This is a genomic window from Streptomyces sp. BBFR25, from assembly GCF_044590125.1.
GTDB lineage: Bacteria > Actinomycetota > Actinomycetes > Streptomycetales > Streptomycetaceae > Streptomyces > Streptomyces canus_D.
In genome coordinates, this window is the sequence record NZ_CP172447.1 from 3,304,755 (window position 1) to 3,320,876 (window position 16,122).

Here is a 16,122-nt window from a genome sequence, read left to right on the forward strand (position 1 = left end):
GAGTCTTCTCCAGAAGAACTCAGACGTTCCGAAAACCGTACGAAGCGAAGCAGCAGCCGAAACAGGAGTCCGTGCACGAGATGAGCGACGAGCCGCAGCAGCCGCAGCGCCCGGGCTGGGCCTCGGAAGAGCCGTCCGGGAAGGCGAAGAAGCCCAAGCGGCCCAAGCGCACCGGATGGCGCCGTCTGATCCCGACCTGGCGCATCACGCTGAGCACCGTCGTCGTCGGCCTCCTGCTGATCGTCGGCGGCTTCTTCCTCGGCTACCACCTCGTCCAGATCCCGGCCGCCAACGCGCTCGCCACCAAGCAGTCCAACGTCTACCTGTACGCCGACGGCAGCGTCCTCGCCCGCGACGGCGAGGTCAACCGCGAGAGCGTCGGCCTCGCCCGCATCTCCAAGGACGCCCAGCACGCCGTCCTCGCCGCCGAGGACCGCGACTTCTACACCGAGTCCGCCATCGACCCCGGGGCGATGGTCCGGGCCGGCTGGAACACCGCCACCGGCAAGGGCAAGCAGTCCGGCTCCACGATCACCCAGCAGTACGTCAAGAACTACTACCTGGGCCAGGAGCAGACCGTCACCCGCAAGGTGAAGGAGTTCTTCATCTCGATCAAGCTCGACCGGGAGAAGAGCAAGAGCGAGATCCTCGAGGGCTACCTCAACACCAGCTTCTTCGGCCGCGGCGCCTACGGCATCCAGGCCGCCGCCCAGGCCTACTTCGGCGTCGACGCCAAGGACCTCACCGCCGCCCAGGGCGCCTACCTCGCCTCCCTGCTCAACGCCCCCAGCCAGTACGACGTCGTCGCCCACCCCGAGAACAGGCCCGCCGCCGAGGCCCGCTGGAACTACGTCATGAAGGGCATGGTCGACAAGGGCTGGCTCAGCCCCGCCGACCGCGCCGCCGCGAAGTTCCCCAAGCCCAAGCAGTCCACCGTCTCCACCGGCATGTCCGGACAGCGCGGCTACGTCGTCAACATCGTCAAGAAGTACCTGATCGAGAACGACATCGTCGACGAGGAGGAACTCGACCGCGGCGGCTACCGCATCACCACCACCCTCCAGAAGGACAAGCAGGACGCCTTCGTCAAGGCCGTCGACGACAAGCTGATGTCCCGGCTGGACAAGAAGGAACGCAAGGTCGACACCTACGTCCGCGCGGGCGGCGCCTCCGTCGACCCGAAGACCGGCAAGGTCGTCGCGATGTACAACGGCATCGACTACGTCAAGCAGTACACACCCAACGCCGTCCGCCGCGACTTCCAGGTCGGCTCCACCTTCAAGCCCTTCGTGTTCACCTCCGCCGTCGAGAACCACTCCGAGACGCAGAGCGGCCAGACGATCAACCCGAACACGCGCTACGACGGCACCAGCGAACGCCCCGTCCAGGGCTGGAGCGGCGGCCGCTACGCCCCCGAGAACGAGGACCACCGCGACTACGGCGACGTCACCGTCCGCGAGGCCACCGACAAGTCCATCAACGCCGTGTACGCCCAGATGGCCGTCGACGTCGGCTCCGACAAGGTCCAGCAGACGGCGATCGACCTCGGCCTGTCCAAGAACACCCCCGAGCTGACCCCCTCCCCCTCCATCGCCCTCGGCGTCGCCACCGCCAGCCCCCTCGACATGGCCGAGGCCTACGCCACCCTCGCCAACCACGGCCGGCACGGCACGTACACCTTCGTCGAGAAGGTCATGAAGGACGGCAAGCACGAGGTCGAGCTGCCCGAGCGGCGCGAGCACCAGGCCGTCAGCCGCGAGGCCGCCGACACCACCACGTCCGTCCTGCGCAGCGTCGTCCAGAACGGCACCGCCACCGCCGCCCAGGCCGCGGGCCGCCCCGCCGCGGGCAAGACCGGCACCGCCGAGGAGGACACGGCCGCCTGGTTCGCCGGCTACACCCCGGACCTCGCCACCGTCGTCGCCGTCATGGGCCAGGACCCGAAGACCGCCGCCCACAAGCCCCTGTACGGCGCCATGGGCCTCGCCCGCGTCAACGGCGGCGGCGCCCCCGCCGAGATCTGGGGGCAGTACACCCGCAACGCCCTGAAGGGCGAACCGGTCAGCGACTTCGACCTCCAGCTCCAGGACGGCGCCGACGTCACCGCGCCCCCGTCCGGCGACGCCTCGGACGAACCGGGCGACGGCGACGAGAGCGGCAGCGGCGAGGCCGACGAGAACTCCACCGGCGACGAGGACGGTTCCTCCACCGAGACCCCGGGCGACTCCGGCGGCAGCACCGAGCCCGGCGACTCCGGCGGCACCGAGTCCGAGCCCCCGTCGACCGGCGGCGGCACCCCCACCACGGGCGGCGCCAGCACCGAGCCGGGCCCCACGGGCGGCGGCGACGGAGGCGGCGACGACTCCTCGAACGGGGGGACGGGCACGGGACCGGGCGGCGGGGACACCAGCGGCGCGGGCGGCGGGGACGCCGACAGCGCGGGCACCACCGCCGGCACGGTCGCCGGCCTCCCCGTCACACCCCGGCGTCAGTGACCGGAGGTCGCCTTCAGACCCACCACGGCGACCAGCAGCAGACAGATGAAGAAGATCCGGGCGGCGGTCGCCGGCTCCCCCAGCACCACCATGCCGAGCACCGCCGCCCCGGCCGCGCCGATGCCCACCCACACGCCGTAGGCGGTACCGATGGGCAGCGTCCGCGCCGCGTACGACAGCAGCATCATGCTCGCGACGATCCCGGCGCCCGTGAACACACTGGGCCACAGCCGGGTGAAACCGTCGGTGTACTTCATCCCGATCGACCAGCCGACCTCGAGCAGACCGGCGACGAACAACAAGACCCACGCCATGACAGGCACCTCCGTGAACGAACTGAACGGGGTGCGTCGTCTTTTCCTTCAGCCCGGTACGGCGCGTCTCGTCGGGGTGCTTCCCAAGATAGCAAAGGCAGGAGAAAGGGCCTGGTGAGACTGATCACCAGGCCCTACCGCCCTACTGCTTACAGGTACAGCCCGGTGGAGTCCTCCGACCCCTCGAACCGGTCCGCGGCCACGGCGTGCAGATCACGCTCGCGCATGAGCACGTAGCCCACACCCCGCACCTCGACCTCGGCCCGGTCCTCCGGGTCGTACAGCACCCGGTCGCCCGGCTCCACGGTCCGTACGTTCTGCCCGACCGCGACCACCTCGGCCCAGGCCAGCCGCTTGCCGACGGCCGCCGTCGCGGGGATCAGGATCCCGCCCCCGGAACGCCGCTCGCCCTCGCCGGTGTCCTGCCGCACGAGTACGCGGTCGTGCAGCATCCGGATGGGCAGCTTGTCGTCCTGGGGACCGTGCTCGTTTCTCTTGGCGCTCACGCCCTGAACCTACCTGCCCGCGCTCAGCGCCCGCGCCGCCGGGTGCCGCCCAGGACGAGCAGCCCGACGACCCCGGCCACCACCAGCGCGGCGGGCACGACGCGCTCCATCCGCGGGGAGCCCTGCTCGTCCACGAACTGCGACTTCACATCGCTGACCACCCGGTTGACCTGGACGTACGCCCGGCCGAGGGTGTGGTCGACGCTGGAAGCGACCTTGGCCTTCGCATCGTCGACGATCGTCTTCGGGTGCACCCGCATCCCTAGCTCGTCGAGCGTCTCGGCCAGCACCTCGCGGCGGCGCTTGATGTCCGCCTCGATCTGCGCCGGGGTCCTGATGTCCGACGTGTCCGCCACCGTACGCCTCCGAAGTCCGCTCTGACGCTGTCCCGGACAGTCTGTCAGCTACTTGCTTCTCCGCACTGTCAGGACCCCCCGTTACGCTGGATCGATGAGCGAGCGACTCCAGCCCGGGGACACGGCCCCCGCCTTCACCCTCCCGGACGCCGACGGCAACGAGGTGTCCCTGTCCGACCACAAGGGCCGCAAGGTCATCGTCTACTTCTACCCTGCCGCGCTTACCCCCGGCTGCACGAAGCAGGCCTGCGACTTCACGGACAACCTGGAGCTGCTGACCGGCGCCGGGTACGACGTGCTCGGCATCTCCCCCGACAAGCCGGAGAAGCTGGCCAAGTTCCGCGAGGCCGAGTCCCTGAAGGTCACCCTCCTCGCCGACCCGGACAAGAAGGTCCTGGACGCCTACGCGGCCTTCGGTGAGAAGAAGAACTACGGCAAGACCTACATGGGCGTCATCCGCTCCACGATCGTCGTCGACGAGGAGGGCAAGGTGGAACGCGCCCTGTACAACGTCCGCGCGACGGGCCACGTGGCCAAGATCATCAAGGACCTGGGCATCTGAGTCCCCTCTCGACAGGGCCCGCACCGGACCTCTCCGGTACGGGCCCTTCCGCATGCCGTACGTGACTGTCCGATAACCGGTTCGTTACTCCGTACGAGGCCGCGAACGCGTGGCCGGGGACGGAGGGGATTCGATGGGAGCCAGTACGTACAGCCGGGAGCGGTTGGAGGAGGCGGCTCGTGGGGCGCGGACGTTGTCGCAGGCGTTGGGGCGGCTGGGGGTGGACCCGAAGAGCTGGAAGCGCCGGTACGTCTTCGACCGGATGAGGAAGCTGGGGGTGGATGTCTCGCACTTCGAGCGCGAGGGGGCCAAGTGGACCAGGGAGGTTCTTGAGCCCGTCGTCGCTGCGTCGACCAGCGTCAACGAGGTCCTGCGGCGGCTCGGACTCGACCCGGTCGGAGGACACCACACGAACATCTCCCGACGCATCAAGGCATACGGCATCGACACCTCGCACTTCACATCGGTGGTCCGCACGGAACGACAGCGACACAACCAGCGGCGCCGAACCCCCGAGGAAATCCTCATCGAGGTCACGTCGGCCCACGCCAGGCGCATCCCGGGCAGCCGGTTGAAGAAGGCGATGCGCGAACTTGGCATGAAGGAGCGCTGCGCGCTCTGCGGCAACGAGGCAGTGTGGCTCGGAGAACCGCTACCGCTCGAGGTCGACCACATCGACGGCGACTGGCGAAACAACCGGATCGAGAATCTCCGGATGCTCTGTCCCAACTGCCACTCAGCGACGGACACATACCGAGGCCGCAGCAAGGGGCGCGCCTCGTGACCGTGGGCACGCACTACACCCGCGAGCGGCTGGCCGAAGCCGCGACCCGGTGTTCGGACATCGACGAGGTCATCGCCTTCTTCGGCACCCAGGCCTACGGCAGTCTCCGTCGATATCTGTACAAGCGCTTCGAGCACTTCGGTATCGACGTCTCACACTTCCCGCGTCGGCGACGCGGTCCGGTCCCTTCCCCGAGACCAACAGTGGACGAGCTACGAGGCGCGGTGGCGGGAGCGATTTCCATAGCGGGTGCTCTGGAGGCCTTGGGCAAGCCGGGCAACGGCCGGTTTCGCAGGCTGTTTCACCAGTGGGTCGCAGATGACGGCGTAGACACCTCCCACTTCCTAGGGCAGGCACACCAGCGGGGCAGGGCAAGCTCAACGGCCAAGCGCGCCGAGGACATCTTGGTGAAGAAGGAGAACAGTCGTCGAACAAAGACCTCGCTCCTGCGCCGCGCGCTTCGCGAAGTCGGTGTTTGCGAGGAGTGCGCCAGGTGCGGAGTTGCCTCGGAATGGTTCGGCAAGCCCATGACGCTGGAGGTGGACCACATCAACGGGAACTGGAGCGACAATCGGCGCGAGAACCTGCGCTTGCTCTGTCCTAACTGCCACGCGATCACCAGCACGTGGTGCAGGGGAGGGCGACGAACCACGCATCGCGCCCAGTAGAGTAGCCATCGCCAAGGGCCCGTACCCCAGCTGGCCAAGAGGGCGCCGGTTTAGGTCCGGTGTGTCGTGGGTTCGAGTCCCACCGGGCCCACAAGGCGGAGGAGCCCCGTACCTTCGATTCGTTGGTACGGGGCTCTGTTCCATAGTCAGCCCAACAGCTCCCGTACCACCGGTACCAGCGCCCGGAACGCCTTGCCGCGGTGGCTGATCGCGTTCTTCTCCGCCGCCGTCAGTTCCGCGCAGGTGCGGGTCTCGCCGTCCGGCTGGAGGATCGGGTCGTAGCCGAAGCCGCCGGTGCCGGCGGGGGCGTGGCGGAGGGTGCCCTTCAACTGGCCCTCGACCACCCGTTCCGTGCCGTCGGGCAGGGCCAGGGCCGCCGCGCAGGCGAAGTACGCGCCGCGGTGTTCGTCGGCGATGTCGCCGATCTGGGCGAGGAGGAGGTCGAGGTTGGCCTTGTCGTCGCCGTGGCGGCCGGCCCAGCGGGCGGAGAAGATGCCCGGGGCGCCGTTCAGGACGTCGACGCAGAGGCCGGAGTCGTCGGCGACGGCGGGGAGGCCGGTGGCCTGCGCGAGGGCGTGGGCCTTGAGCAGGGCGTTCTCGGCGAAGGTGACGCCGGTTTCCTTGACGTCGGGGATGTGCGGGTAGGCGTCCGCGCCGACGAGGTCGTGGGGCAGGCCCGCGTCGGCGAGGATGGCCCTCAGTTCGGTGATCTTTCCGGCGTTGCGGGTGGCGAGGATCAGGCGGCTCATGGGGGTCAGTATTCCGGACCCCCGTGCCTGTCCCTGCCCCCTCCCCCTACGGCGTGCAGACCTTCGTCAACTCGCCCGCCGCGTCGGTGACGGGGCTGAGGTCGGGGGTCTCGTCGCCGTTCTTCACCGAGGTGCGGACGGTGTCGACGGCCTTGCCGAGGTCGTCGACGGCCTTGTTGACGTCGGTGTTGTCGGTCTGGTCGCCGATCTTGTCGAGGTTCTTGTCGATGGAGTCGAGGGACTCCTCCCACTGGGTGGGGTCGTCCACGTTCTCCACGGCCTGCTGGAGTTCGGTGACGCTGTCGGCTATCGCGTCGGCCGTGCGCACGCAGTCGAGTGCCTTGTCGACGGCGTCGCAGCCGGTGGTGAGGCCGACCGTCAGGGCGATGGTCGCCGCGGTGGCGACGGCGGTGGCGGTGCGGCGAAGGCGGCGGTGGCGGCTCGCGGCCATGGGTCTCGGTCCTCCCCTTGGGACAGGGCCGGGCGGCCCGTGTGCGGTGCGGCGTCGGGCGTACGGCAAGGTCTGCCGTACGCCCGTGGTGCTGTACTGCTAGGGACGCGCCTGCGGGCTGCCCAGTTGCCTGCCTTTGGCGTTCCCTTTACTCGCTTTACCTTTTCTCGCTCACCTTTCGAGGACCGTCTCGAGTGCCTTGCGCTGGAGGTCGGCCAGTTCCGTGCAGCCCCCGGCGGCGAGGTCGAGCAGGGTGTTGAGCTCGTCGCGGGAGAAGGGCTCGGCCTCGGCGGTGCCCTGGACCTCGACGAAGCGGCCGTCGCCGGTGCAGACGACGTTCATGTCGGTGTCGGCGCGGACGTCCTCCTCGTAGCGCAGGTCGAGGAGCGGGGTGCCGTCGACGATGCCGACGGAGACGGCGGAGACGGTGCCGGTGAGCGGCTTGCGGTTGGCCTTGATCAGCTTCCTGCCCTGGGCCCAGCCGATGGCGTCGGCGAGGGCGACGTAGGCGCCGGTGATGGCGGCGGTGCGGGTGCCGCCGTCGGCCTGGAGGACGTCGCAGTCCAGGACGACGGTGTTCTCGCCGAGTGCCTTGTAGTCGATGACGGCGCGCAGGGACCGGCCGATGAGGCGGCTGATCTCGTGGGTGCGGCCGCCGATGCGGCCCTTGACGGACTCGCGGTCGCCGCGGGTGTTGGTGGCGCGCGGGAGCATGGCGTACTCGGCGGTGACCCAGCCTTCGCCGCTGCCCTTGCGCCAGCGCGGGACGCCTTCGGTGACCGAGGCGTTGCAGAGGACCTTGGTGTCGCCGAAGGAGACGAGGACGGAGCCTTCGGCGTGCTTGCTCCAGCCGCGTTCGATGGTGACGGGGCGGAGCTGCTGGGGGGTGCGGCCGTCGATGCGTGACATGCGGGTGAGCCTAGCGGCCCACGGGGAAGGGGCCTTCCCCGCGGTGGAGGAGGCCCCTTGCCGATGATGCGGTGAAGCGGTGAGCCGGTGGCTCACATCATGTCTTCGATCTCCGCCGCGATCGGGTCGGCGTCGGTGCCGATGACGACCTGGATGGCGGTGCCCATCTTGACGACGCCGTGGGCGCCGGCGGCCTTGAGGGCGGCTTCGTTGACCAGCGCGGGGTCGTTGACCTCGGTGCGGAGTCGGGTGATGCAGCCTTCGATCTCGTCGATGTTGTCGATGCCGCCGAGGCCGGCGACGATCTTCTCAGCCTTGCTGGCCATGTTCGTTCTCCCTGATCCGAGCCGCTTTGTCGCAGTAACCCACAGTTGGCCCATCTTCGCGAGCGGTCATGCGGTGCGTACCGAATGATGGCGTCACGACGGCGGTGCCGTCTGTCAACTGGTCTACACCAGTGTACCGGCGACCGGATGGAGACCGGATGAGTGCCGAGAGTGCGGTCAGCCCCGCCCGCGCCCGTTGGAACACCGCGTTCCAAGGGTTGCAGAAGATGGGTCGCAGCCTTCAGTTGCCCATCGCGGTCCTGCCCGCCGCCGGCATTCTCAACCGGCTGGGGCAGCCGGACGTGTTCGGGGACGACGGTCTGGGCTGGACGAACGTCTCGAAGGTGATGACGGGCGCGGGCGGTGCGCTGCTCGACGGGTCGCTGGGGCTGCCGCTGCTGTTCTGTGTGGGCGTGGCCATCGGGATGGCGAAGAAGTCCGACGGTTCGACGGCGCTCGCGGCGGTGGCGGGGTTCCTCGTCTACTACAACGTGCTGCGGCAGTTCCCGGAGGACTGTCCCGAGGGGTCGGAGGTGGTCCCGCAGATCGGCTGCCAGGTCACCGACGGTTCGGGCGAGGTGACCGCGTTCGTCTTCCAGAATCCGGGGGTGTTCGGCGGCATCGTGATGGGGCTGCTGACGGCGTACTTCTGGCAGCGCTTCCACCGCACGAGGCTGGTGGACTGGCTGGGCTTCTTCAACGGGCGCCGGCTGGTGCCGATCATCATGGCGTTCGTGGCGATCGTGTTCGCGGCGCTGTGCCTGTGGGTGTGGCCGCCGATCGGTGACGCGCTGGAGAGTTTCAGCGACTGGCTGAACGGGATCGGCGCGTGGGGCTCGGGCGTCTTCGGTCTGGCGAACCGGGCGTTGCTGGTGATCGGTCTGCATCAGTTCCTGAACGTGCCGATGTGGTTCCAGTTCGGTTCGTACACGAAGCCGGACGGCACGGTGGTGCACGGCGACATCAACATGTTCCTGGCGGGCGACCCGGACGCGGGGCAGTTCACGTCGGGCTTCTTCCCGATCATGATGTTCGCGCTGCCTGCGGCGGCGCTGGCGATCACCCACTGCGCCAAGCCGCACCGGCGCAAGGAGGTCGGCGGACTGATGCTGTCGGTGGGTCTGACGTCGTTCGTGACGGGGATCACGGAGCCGCTGGAGTACTCGTTCCTGTTCATCGCTCCCCTCTTGTACGCGGCGCACGCGGTGCTGACGGGTGTGTCGATGGCGGTGACGTGGGCGCTGGGGGTGAAGGACGGGTTCAGCTTCTCGGCGGGGCTGATCGACTACGTCATCAACTGGAATCTGGCGACCAAGCCGTGGCTGATCATTCCGATCGGGCTGTGTTTCGCGGTGGTGTACTACGCGGTCTTCCGGTTCGCGATCACGAAGTTCGATCTGAAGACTCCGGGGCGGGAACCGGAGGAAGACGTGGAGGACGTCACCAAGGTGTAGACCTCTCCCGTTCCTCACGTACCCTTTGGGAGTGGTCTCGCGAAGGCCCCCGGACCGTCGGTCCGGGGGCCTTCTCCGCGCGCTCCCGCGCCTGTGACCAGGGGACTTGACCGGGTACTGCGCGTAGCGGTCCGGTCGCGGAATCACGGGTTCCTTACGCCGCCTTCATCGTGCTACAACAGGTCTACACCACTGAGTGGTGTAGACCACCACCCGATGGAGGAAGCATGAGCACCGCCACCGACACGGCGGCCCCCGCAAAGAAGCGGGGATCCGGTCTTTTCCAGGGGCTGCAGAAGGTAGGCCGCAGCCTCCAGCTCCCGATCGCCGTTCTTCCGGCGGCGGGCATCATGGTCCGGCTCGGCCAGGACGACATCTTCGGCAAGGACGGCCTCGGCTGGGACAAGGTCGCCGCGGTCTTCAACAACGCGGGCGGCGCCCTCACCGGCTCGCTGCCGATCCTGTTCTGCATAGGCGTGGCCATCGGCTTCGCCAAGAAGGCCGATGGCTCGACCGCGCTGGCCGCGGTGGTGGGCTTCCTCGTCTACAGCAAGGTGCTCGAGGCCTTCCCGGTCACCGAGGCGGTGGTCAAGAACGGCGAGGACGTCGCCGCGACCTACAACGACCCGGGTGTGCTCGGCGGCATCATCATGGGTCTGCTCGCCGCCGTGCTGTGGCAGCGGTACCACCGCAAGAAGCTGGTGGACTGGCTCGGCTTCTTCAACGGCCGCCGCCTCGTGCCGATCATCATGGCCTTCGTCGGCATCGTCGTGGGTGTCTTCTTCGGTCTGGTCTGGGAGCCCATCGGCGACGGCATCTCGAACTTCGGCGAGTGGATGACCGGCCTCGGCTCCGGCGGCGCGGCCCTGTTCGGCGGCGTGAACCGCGCGCTGATCCCGGTCGGCATGCACCAGTTCGTGAACACGGTGGCCTGGTTCCAGCTCGGCGACTTCACCAACTCCGCCGGTGACGTGGTGCACGGCGACATCACCCGCTTCCTGGCGGGTGACCCCTCCGCCGGCATCTTCCAGGCGGGCTTCTTCCCGATCATGATGTTCGGTCTGCCGGCCGCCGCCCTGGCCATGGCGCACACCGCCCGTCCGGAGCGCCGCAAGGCCGTCCTCGGCATGATGGTCTCGCTGGCCGCGACCTCGTTCGTGACCGGTGTGACCGAGCCGATCGAGTTCTCCTTCATGTTCATCGCGCCGGTCCTGTACGTGCTGCACGCGGTGCTCACCGCGATCTCGATGGCGATCACGTGGGGCCTGGGTGTGCACGCCGGGTTCAACTTCTCGGCCGGTTTCATCGACTACGCGCTGAACTGGCACCTCGCCACCAAGCCATGGCTGATCATCCCGATCGGTCTGGTGTTCGCGGCGATCTACTACGTGACGTTCCGTTTCGCGATCGTCAAGTTCAACCTGAAGACCCCGGGCCGCGAGCCCGAGGAGGAGGTCGAGGACCTCACCAAGGCGTGAGCCCCGGCCGTACGGCGTGCGGAAGGCCCCGGAACCGCGAAGGTTCCGGGGCCTTTTCCCGTGTGTGCCGGGCGACGCGGGCTCAGATCTCGTACACCGCGCCGGTGGTGGCGACCTCCACCGTCCCGTCGTACACCTCGCGCGCGTCGGCCAGGTTGACCGCGGGGTCGGTCCACGGCGGGATGTGGGTGAGCACCAGGCGCCGGGCACCGGCCCGGGCCGCGCTCTCGCCCGCCTCGCGTCCGTTGAGGTGCAGGTCGGGGATGTTCTCCTTGCCGTGCGTGAAGGCGGCCTCGCACAGGAACAGGTCGGTGTCGCGGGCGAGTTCGTCCAGCACCGGGGTGGTGCCCGTGTCGCCGGAGTACGTCAGTGAACGGCCGCCGTGCTCGACGCGGATGGCGTAGGCCTCCACGGGGTGGGCGACGCGCTCGGTGTGCACGGTGAACGGGCCGACCTCGAAGGTGGAGGGCTTGACCGTGTGGAAGTCGAACACCTCGCTCATGGAGGAGGCCGAGGGGGTGTCGGCGTAGGCGGTGGTCAGCCGGTGCTCGGTGCCCTCGGGTCCGTAGACCGGGAGCGGGGCGCAGCGGCCGCCGTTGTGCCGGTAGTAGCGCGCCACGAAGTAGGCGCACATGTCGATGCAGTGGTCGGCGTGCAGATGGCTGAGGAAGATCGCGTCGAGGTCGTAGAGACCGCAGTGGCGCTGCAACTCGCCGAGGGCACCGTTGCCCATGTCGAGTAGCAGCCGGAAGCCGTCGGCCTCGACGAGGTAGCTCGAGCAGGCCGATTCCGCGGACGGGAACGACCCCGAGCAGCCGACGACGGTGAGCTTCATGAAGCAGAAACCTCCGCTGGCGCGTGTGGAGAGACGGGGGTCGTGCGGTCCGTCGAGCGTAAGGCGCAAAACCTGCGGTCGCTCCTCCGCCAGGGGCCGTTGTGGGCGAACTCACCTGCGGGATCACCGGTTCGGCTGGAACCGGGGAGCGCGGGGCCCTGGAAGGGGCGCGCGGTTGCGGCGCGCGCCGGTACCGTCGTCGGTATGGACACGTCCTGGTGGCTCGTCTTCGCGGCGGTGGTGCTGCTCGCGCTCGTCGCCACGGTCGTCGACGGCTGGGGCCGGGGCCGGCGGCCGCCTCGGCCGGGCGGTGTCCGGCGGCCACCGGGTCGTCCCCGGGGGCCGGGAGGGCGGGCGGTGCGGCCGCGGCCCGCGGAGATCTGGTGGGCGAACGTGCCGTACGAGGACTCCGGCGGTGCGAAGGACCGGCCGTGTCTGGTGATCGCGGTGCGCGGGCGGCGGGCGCTGGTCGCGAAGATCACCACGCGGCACCGGGACGGGCGGGCCGGGGTGATCGCGCTGCCGCCGGGTTCGGTCGGCGACGCGCGGGGGCGGTCGAGCTACCTGGAGACCGACGAGCTGCGCGAGGTGCCGGTGGGTGACTTCCGGCGCCGGGTGCGGGTGGTGGACCCGGCCCTGTGGGACCGGGTCCGTCACCTCGCCGGGTAGGGCGCCCTCAGGCCCAGAGCTGGCCCTGGAGGGTTTCGATGGCCTCTTCGGTGGTGGCCGCGGTGTAGACGCCGGTGGAGAGGTACTTCCAGCCGCCGTCGGCGACGACGAAGACGATGTCCGCGCTCTCCCCCGCCTTGACCGCCTTGTTGCCGACGCCGATCGCGGCGTGCAGGGCGGCGCCGGTGGAGACGCCCGCGAAGATGCCCTCCTGCTGGAGCAGCTCGCGGGTGCGGGTGACCGCGTCGGCGGAGCCCACCGAGAAGCGGGTGGTGAGGACGGAGGCGTCGTACAGCTCGGGTACGAAGCCCTCGTCGAGGTTGCGCAGGCCGTACACCAGGTCGTCATAGCGCGGTTCGGCGGCGACGATCTTCACGTCCGGCTTGTGTTCGCGCAGGTAGCGGCCGACGCCCATGAGGGTGCCCGTGGTGCCGAGCCCGGCCACGAAGTGGGTGAGGGACGGCAGGTCGGCGAGGATCTCGGGGCCGGTGCCCGCGTAGTGGGCGCCGGCGTTGTCCGGGTTGCCGTACTGGTAGAGCATCACCCAGTCCGGGTGCTCGGCGGAGAGTTCCTTGGCCACCCGGACGGCGGTGTTGGAGCCGCCCGCGGCCGGGGAGGAGATGATCTCCGCGCCCCACATGGCGAGCAGGTCCCGGCGCTCCTGGGAGGTGTTCTCGGGCATCACGCAGACGATGCGGTAGCCCTTGAGCCTGGCGGCCATGGCCAGCGAGATGCCGGTGTTTCCGCTGGTCGGCTCCAGGATGGTGCAGCCCTTGGTGAGGCGGCCGTCCTTCTCCGCCTGCTCGATCATGTGGAGCGCGGGGCGGTCCTTGATCGAGCCGGTCGGGTTGCGGTCCTCCAGCTTGGCCCAGATGCGGACGTCGTCGGACGGCGACAGCCGCGGCAGGCGCACCAGGGGGGTGTTGCCCACCGCGGCCAGCGGGGAGTCGTAGCGCATCGGCGATCAGGCCATGCCGCCGGCGACGGCCGGCAGGATCGTGATGCTGTCGCCGTCGCCGAGCTTGGTGTTGATGCCGTCGAGGAAGCGGACGTCCTCGTCGTTCAGGTAGACGTTGACGAAGCGGCGGAGCTGCTCACCGTCGACGATGCGGGCCTGGATGCCCGTGTGCCGGGTCTCGAGGTCGGCGAAGAGCTGGGCGAGGGTGTCCCCGGAGCCCTCCACCGCCTTCTGGCCGTCGGTGTACTGGCGGAGGATGGTCGGGATGCGGACCTCGATGGCCATGGCTGAGTGCTCCTGTCGGAAGTTTGTCGTGGGTTCGTAGGGCGCGCGGCGGCACACGTCAGCACGCCGCGGCTCACGGCCGTACGGCGGCAAGGAAGATCAACAGATGGCGCTTTTCAGCCTGCACAGGTCGACGTGCAGCCGCGCCACGAGCAGCGTGCCCGGCGCCTTGTCACTCACGTCGAGAAGAACCATGGGCTCATCGTATCGATTCCCGGTCCGGCATCCGGAGTGTGATCTCACCTGCTGGATGATTTTCGTCCGCTGAGTGAGATCAGTACGCCTCGACGACCTTGACCTCCTCTTCCGTGACCTCGCCCTCCACGATGCGGAACGAGCGGAACTGGAACTCACCGGCACCGTCGGTGTCCGCGGTGGAGACGAGGACGTAGTGGGCGCCGGGCTCGTTGGCGTAGGAGATGTCGGTGCGGGAGGGGTGGGCCTCGGTGGCGGTGTGCGAGTGGTAGATGACCACCGGCTCCTCGTCGCGGTCGTCCATCTCGCGGTAGAGCTTGAGGAGGTCCTGCGAGTCGAACTCGTAGAAGGTGGGCGAGCGGGCGGCGTTGAGCATGGGGATGAACCGCTCGGGGCGGCCCTCGCCGACGGGACCGGCCACCACGCCGCACGCCTCGTCGGGGTGGTCCTCGCGCGCGTGGGCGACGATCTGGTCGTACAGGGCCTGGGTGATGGTCAGCATGCGGCCAGGATAAGCAGACGGGCCCCTCCGTACCGATGGGTGGTACGGAGAGGCCCGCATGCCGGACATCCTGAGCGGTGGACGCGCCGGATGCCACGAGCACCCCGTGCGGCCGGACGTCCGTGGTGCGCGCGAACGCGCTGGTCACAGCAGTCGGTTCGGCCGTCAGCCGATCTTCTCGAACTCCGGCTCGCCGGGCCGTTCGGTGATCTGCGGGTTGCGGCTCTTGAGCACCGCCCAGCCGATGCCGAGGGCGGCGGCCCAGCCGGCCATCACGTACAGGCAGACGCGGGCGTCGGCGTCGTAGGCGATCAGGCAGGTGACGAAGAGGAGGAAGGCGATGGCGATGTAGGAGCAGACCGAGCCGCCCGGCGCCGGGAAGGAGGAGGCGGGCAGCCGGCCCGCGACGACCTTGCGGCGGTACAGCACGTGGCTGATCAGGATCATCAGCCAGGTCCAGATGCCGGCGGCGGTGGCGACGGAGGTGACGTAGCCGAAGGCCTTCTCCGGGACCAGGTAGTTCAGGACCACGCCGATGGCCATGAAGACCACCGAGACGGCGATGCCGATGGCCGGGGTCTTCGTCGAGGACAGCTTGTTGAAGACCCTGGGGGCCTCGCCGTTGTCCGCGAGGGTGCGCAGCATCCGGCCCGTGGAGTACATGCCGGAGTTGCAGGACGACAGGGCCGCGGTGAGCACGACGAAGTTGACGATGCCCGCGCCGGCCGGGATGCCGATGACCGCGAAGGCCTCCACGAAGGGGCTGACGCCCTCGGCGAACTCGGTCCACTTGACCACCGCCAGGATGACGGTGAGGGCGCCGACGTAGAAGAGGGCGATGCGCCAGGGCAGGGTGTTGATCGCCTTGGGGAGGGTCTTCTCCGGGTTCTCGGACTCACCGGCGGTGACGCCGACCAGCTCGACGGCGAGGTAGGCGAACATGACGCCCTGGAGGGTCATCAGGGACGAGCCGATGCCCTTGGGGAAGAAGCCGTCGAACTCCCACAGGTTGGAGACGGCGGCGGTGTCGCCGGCCTGGCTGAAGCCGAAGGTGAGCACACCGATGCCGATCACGATCATGCCGATGATGGCGGTGACCTTGACCATCGAGAACCAGAACTCGATCTCGCCGAACAGCTTCACCGAGATCAGGTTGGCCACGAACAGCAGCACCAGGAAGACCAGGGCCGAGACCCATTGCGGGATGTCCGGGAACCAGTAGTGGATGTAGATGGCGGCGGCGGTGAGTTCCGCCATGCCGGTCACCACCCACATCAGCCAGTACGTCCAGCCGGTGAAGTAGCCGAAGAAGGGGCCGAGGAACTCGCGCGAGTACTCGGCGAAGGAGCCGGAGACGGGTCGGTACAGGAGCAGCTCGCCGAGCGCCCGCATGATGAAGAAGATGATCACACCCGCGAGGGCGTACATGAGGATGATGCTGGGGCCGGCCTTGGCGATGTTGGCCCCGGCGCCCAGGAAGAGGCCGACGCCGATGGCGCCGCCGATCGCGATCATCTGGACCTGGCGGCTGTTGAGACCGCGCTCGTAGCCCTCTTCGGGGGCCTTGTCCGTGTCGACCTGCGCAGAGGTCATGTGTGGTGCGCCTTTCTCCATGCCGACCCGGGC

Annotated in this window: 20 protein-coding genes, 1 tRNA gene and 1 riboswitch; of the genes, 8 read left to right on the forward strand and 13 right to left on the reverse strand. The window is 68.9% G+C overall.

Annotated elements, in window-relative coordinates; all coding sequences use genetic code 11:
- Nucleotides 1–80 precede the first annotated feature (80 nt).
- Complete coding sequence (locus tag ACGH52_RS14960) at nt 81–2,495, forward strand: transglycosylase domain-containing protein (protein WP_193777810.1); 2,415 nt, start codon at nt 81–83, stop codon at nt 2,493–2,495.
- Here the strand turns inward: ACGH52_RS14960 and ACGH52_RS14965 are convergent.
- The 3 genes from ACGH52_RS14965 to ACGH52_RS14975 all read right to left on the reverse strand — a co-directional run bounded on the left by ACGH52_RS14965 (nt 2,489) and on the right by ACGH52_RS14975 (nt 3,671).
- Nucleotides 2,489–2,809, reverse strand: coding sequence for a multidrug efflux SMR transporter (locus ACGH52_RS14965; protein WP_003975912.1), 321 nt, complete (start codon nt 2,807–2,809; stop codon nt 2,489–2,491). The two genes, ACGH52_RS14960 and ACGH52_RS14965, sit on opposite strands and share 7 nt — an antisense overlap.
- 30 nt (nt 2,810–2,839) lie before the next feature.
- A riboswitch (guanidine-III (ykkC-III) riboswitch) is annotated at nt 2,840–2,907 on the reverse strand.
- A gap of 51 nt (nt 2,908–2,958) precedes the next feature.
- The gene (locus ACGH52_RS14970; protein WP_003975911.1) at nt 2,959–3,315 is read right to left on the reverse strand and encodes a co-chaperone GroES; all 357 of its coding nucleotides are present in this window, start codon (nt 3,313–3,315) and stop codon (nt 2,959–2,961) included.
- A gap of 23 nt (nt 3,316–3,338) precedes the next feature.
- Nucleotides 3,339–3,671 (reverse strand): DUF3618 domain-containing protein, encoded by a 333-nt coding sequence (locus tag ACGH52_RS14975; RefSeq protein WP_059301552.1) that lies wholly within the window; start codon nt 3,669–3,671, stop codon nt 3,339–3,341.
- 94 nt (nt 3,672–3,765) lie between these two features.
- Between ACGH52_RS14975 and bcp the strand changes: the two genes are divergently transcribed.
- The 4 genes from bcp to ACGH52_RS14995 all read left to right on the forward strand — a co-directional run bounded on the left by bcp (nt 3,766) and on the right by ACGH52_RS14995 (nt 5,776).
- The gene (gene bcp, locus ACGH52_RS14980; RefSeq protein WP_121703689.1) at nt 3,766–4,233 is read left to right on the forward strand and encodes a thioredoxin-dependent thiol peroxidase; all 468 of its coding nucleotides are present in this window, start codon (nt 3,766–3,768) and stop codon (nt 4,231–4,233) included.
- A gap of 133 nt (nt 4,234–4,366) precedes the next feature.
- Nucleotides 4,367–5,017 (forward strand): HNH endonuclease signature motif containing protein, encoded by a 651-nt coding sequence (locus ACGH52_RS14985; protein ID WP_121703688.1) that lies wholly within the window; start codon nt 4,367–4,369, stop codon nt 5,015–5,017.
- Entirely contained in the window at nt 5,014–5,685 is a 672-nt protein-coding gene (locus tag ACGH52_RS14990) for an HNH endonuclease signature motif containing protein (RefSeq protein ID WP_121703687.1), read from the forward strand. Before ACGH52_RS14985 ends, ACGH52_RS14990 begins: the two co-directional genes overlap by 4 nt.
- A gap of 15 nt (nt 5,686–5,700) precedes the next feature.
- Nucleotides 5,701–5,776 (forward strand) — tRNA-Leu (locus ACGH52_RS14995).
- A gap of 55 nt (nt 5,777–5,831) precedes the next feature.
- On the opposite strand, the gene rdgB is transcribed toward ACGH52_RS14995, so the two are convergent.
- The 4 genes from rdgB to ACGH52_RS15015 form a co-directional block, all read right to left on the reverse strand.
- Complete coding sequence (gene rdgB / locus ACGH52_RS15000) at nt 5,832–6,434, reverse strand: RdgB/HAM1 family non-canonical purine NTP pyrophosphatase (RefSeq protein WP_399939744.1); 603 nt, start codon at nt 6,432–6,434, stop codon at nt 5,832–5,834.
- Nucleotides 6,435–6,480: 46 nt separating this feature from the next.
- Complete coding sequence (locus ACGH52_RS15005) at nt 6,481–6,885, reverse strand: hypothetical protein (protein WP_399939747.1); 405 nt, start codon at nt 6,883–6,885, stop codon at nt 6,481–6,483.
- 171 nt (nt 6,886–7,056) lie between these two features.
- Nucleotides 7,057–7,794 (reverse strand): ribonuclease PH, encoded by a 738-nt coding sequence (gene rph, locus ACGH52_RS15010; RefSeq protein ID WP_076974553.1) that lies wholly within the window; start codon nt 7,792–7,794, stop codon nt 7,057–7,059.
- A 92-nt stretch (nt 7,795–7,886) separates the two neighbouring features.
- Entirely contained in the window at nt 7,887–8,120 is a 234-nt protein-coding gene (locus tag ACGH52_RS15015) for a glucose PTS transporter subunit EIIB (protein ID WP_003975905.1), read from the reverse strand.
- A gap of 158 nt (nt 8,121–8,278) precedes the next feature.
- Between ACGH52_RS15015 and ACGH52_RS15020 the strand changes: the two genes are divergently transcribed.
- Nucleotides 8,279–9,574: a PTS transporter subunit EIIC gene (locus ACGH52_RS15020; RefSeq protein ID WP_059301558.1), complete on the forward strand. Its 1,296-nt coding sequence runs from the start codon at nt 8,279–8,281 to the stop codon at nt 9,572–9,574.
- Between the two features lie 227 nt (nt 9,575–9,801).
- Nucleotides 9,802–11,052, forward strand: coding sequence for a PTS transporter subunit EIIC (locus ACGH52_RS15025; protein WP_076974555.1), 1,251 nt, complete (start codon nt 9,802–9,804; stop codon nt 11,050–11,052).
- 82 nt (nt 11,053–11,134) lie between these two features.
- Here the strand turns inward: ACGH52_RS15025 and ACGH52_RS15030 are convergent, their stop codons facing one another.
- A complete protein-coding gene (locus ACGH52_RS15030) occupies nt 11,135–11,887 on the reverse strand; it encodes an MBL fold metallo-hydrolase (protein ID WP_121703682.1) in 753 nt (250 codons plus the stop codon).
- A gap of 204 nt (nt 11,888–12,091) precedes the next feature.
- Here ACGH52_RS15030 and ACGH52_RS15035 point away from each other — a divergent pair, with 204 nt between their 5' ends.
- Nucleotides 12,092–12,556 (forward strand): type II toxin-antitoxin system PemK/MazF family toxin, encoded by a 465-nt coding sequence (locus tag ACGH52_RS15035; protein ID WP_399939752.1) that lies wholly within the window; start codon nt 12,092–12,094, stop codon nt 12,554–12,556.
- Between the two features lie 7 nt (nt 12,557–12,563).
- Here ACGH52_RS15035 and ACGH52_RS15040 read toward each other — a convergent pair whose 3' ends face one another.
- From ACGH52_RS15040 to ACGH52_RS15060, 5 genes are all read right to left on the reverse strand, one after another.
- Nucleotides 12,564–13,514, reverse strand: a complete 951-nt coding sequence (locus ACGH52_RS15040) for a PLP-dependent cysteine synthase family protein (RefSeq protein ID WP_059301562.1) — start codon at nt 13,512–13,514, stop codon at nt 12,564–12,566.
- Nucleotides 13,515–13,520: 6 nt separating this feature from the next.
- Nucleotides 13,521–13,799: a MoaD/ThiS family protein gene (locus ACGH52_RS15045; RefSeq protein ID WP_059301563.1), complete on the reverse strand. Its 279-nt coding sequence runs from the start codon at nt 13,797–13,799 to the stop codon at nt 13,521–13,523.
- 99 nt (nt 13,800–13,898) lie between these two features.
- Nucleotides 13,899–13,994 carry a putative leader peptide gene (locus ACGH52_RS15050; protein ID WP_328657635.1) on the reverse strand — a complete coding sequence of 32 codons (96 nt, stop codon included), beginning with the start codon at nt 13,992–13,994 and terminating at the stop codon, nt 13,899–13,901.
- Nucleotides 13,995–14,073: 79 nt separating this feature from the next.
- Nucleotides 14,074–14,496 (reverse strand): Mov34/MPN/PAD-1 family protein, encoded by a 423-nt coding sequence (locus tag ACGH52_RS15055; RefSeq protein ID WP_030180146.1) that lies wholly within the window; start codon nt 14,494–14,496, stop codon nt 14,074–14,076.
- A gap of 165 nt (nt 14,497–14,661) precedes the next feature.
- A complete protein-coding gene (locus tag ACGH52_RS15060; RefSeq protein ID WP_059301564.1) occupies nt 14,662–16,089 on the reverse strand; it encodes an amino acid permease in 1,428 nt (475 codons plus the stop codon).
- Nucleotides 16,090–16,122: the final 33 nt, after the last annotated feature.